Genomic DNA, 1,918 nt, shown 5'->3' on the forward strand with positions numbered 1-1,918 from the left:
CGGCTCACACTACGCGCCATGCGCTCCTGGTCAAAGACGGTGAGGGCGAGATCATCCGCGACGCGGTCCTGCGGCGCCCAGGGCAATATGCGCCACCCCAGCACCCTGGCAACGCGCTCCAGCAATCGCCGGGTCTGCCACGCGCAATACGGCCCAACACACGCGTACATCGTCCAACCATGGGCATCAGCATCCCAGAGAGGACGGAACGCCGCCTGGTCCTCACGCGCCGCTTCAGACAACCAGTACGGCGCGTATGGCCGCTCTGGAGCGGATAGGGGCCCGTGACCCAGCAGCACTTCCCTCAACAACCATTCAGGGGTCGGCGCGTAACGCTTCGTGTCGAGCCATACCGCGAATGTCCGCGCCGACGAGATATCGCTTCCAAAAATCACAGGCTTATCGAACGCGACACCTGAATTGTGTCGCAGGTCCCACACGCGGTCGATCCACACGTGGAGTTTGCGCGGATCGTCGGTCCCCGGAAATTCCGCCGCCAGGCGCGCGATGGTTGCCCAGAGAGGACCCGCCACCGACGATCCCTCCTGCCAGCGATAGACGTGTAGCTCTTGGAGCTGGCGCAGGAGCGCTGGCAGGTTGACCTGTAGCGCTAGCTCATATCGAGTACGGGGCCGACCGTATTCCACGTACTCGAATAGGGCCTGCATTCTAGGGTCGGTGATCCGTACCCCGGCGCCGTCAGGGTGTCGGAGCAATTCCCCCCAGGCCGCTAGCGCTAGATAGTCGCGTAGCGCGTAGCCCAGGGCGCGATCGAACTCCTGTTGCTCCTGCTCGATCCGCTCGCGGAGACGGTCTGCCGCGAGCCGATGAGGCCACTCCAAAGTTAGCGCAGCGTCCAACGCGTAGAAATGAATGCACGCACTCAGCGCGCTAGGAGCATCCTCCATCCAGTCCAGATAGGCCTGGTAACGTTCCTCCGCGGCCATTGAGGTGACGGTGACGGCGGATTCAGGCATCGGCAGGCGCCCTCCTCTCATTCACGGTGTTCTCAACCAGTCCCAGCACCCACAACAGGCGCCGCCAACCGCGGGGAATATCTCCTCCTGGCGGCGCCTCGTAGACGGCGGCCATCTCCCGCCGAAAGGCCGACAGCGGACCGTGACCATAAAAGACCGGGTCATCGGCTCCCAGTGGCAGGTCGCGCCTGGTGAGCAACCCTGCACGGTATGCGCCATAGACACGGCCTGCCAGCGCGGCGCGCTCCTCCGGTGTCAGGCGGTCCCAGTCGCGCCGTAGTCGGCGGAGCGCTCGGCGCGCCCGGGTTTTCTCTCGAATATACCTCCTAGGGTCCATGGCGGCCCTCCTCGGAACAACGTCACCCCGCGGCGTATCGCCGCCGCGGGGTGCTGGGTGAGTCAAGCGTCAGTAGTCCTCGTCCAGGTCCTCCAGGTCCGCGGGAGACTCCTCCGCGGTCTCGGCCGCGGACAACTCCTCAAGGGCCTCGGCCAACGAGCCGTAGATGTCGGTCAGTGCGCGGAGATACTGTGCGGCCGCGTGACCCACCGCGCGGGCTGCGTCCTCCAGCGAATACACGACCCTGCTAACGTGAGAGAGGTCCTGCGCGGTCGATCCAGGGGCGAATCCCTTCACCGCCAGCGCGTCCGCTACCGCGGCGCGCCGGTCAGTGGGCAACCCGGACAGGTCAACGCGAACCCGATAGTCATCAGGTTCGAGCGGTCGAATGTAGATTGGGATGGCCATGTAGGCGTTACCAGTTTGGGGCGAGACGTACACGCGAGCAGTCGGAATGCGATCCACGACGATCCCTCCTTGCCCCGCACGCGGGGCGTTGTTCACTGCCAACCAAATAATACCTCGCGTGGCACGGATTGGTCAACCCTAGAATTGGCGTTCTGTGATTTTTGCGGCGCGACGACAACCCTTCCATATATCGCGC

Annotated in this window: 2 protein-coding genes; both read right to left on the reverse strand. The window is 64.3% G+C overall.

Annotation, left to right across the window (positions count from 1 at the left end):
- Positions 1-977: hypothetical protein (locus FWJ67_RS10865; protein WP_414482824.1), on the reverse strand; the 977-nt coding region annotated here is incomplete at its 3' end.
- 406 nt (positions 978-1,383) lie between these two features.
- Positions 1,384-1,779, reverse strand: a complete 396-nt coding sequence (locus tag FWJ67_RS10870; RefSeq protein WP_414482825.1) for a hypothetical protein — start codon at positions 1,777-1,779, stop codon at positions 1,384-1,386.
- Positions 1,780-1,918 lie beyond the last annotated feature (139 nt).

This window comes from Limnochorda sp. (assembly GCF_047459355.1).
In the GTDB taxonomy this organism is placed as follows: Bacteria; Bacillota; Limnochordia; order Limnochordales; family Limnochordaceae; genus Limnochorda.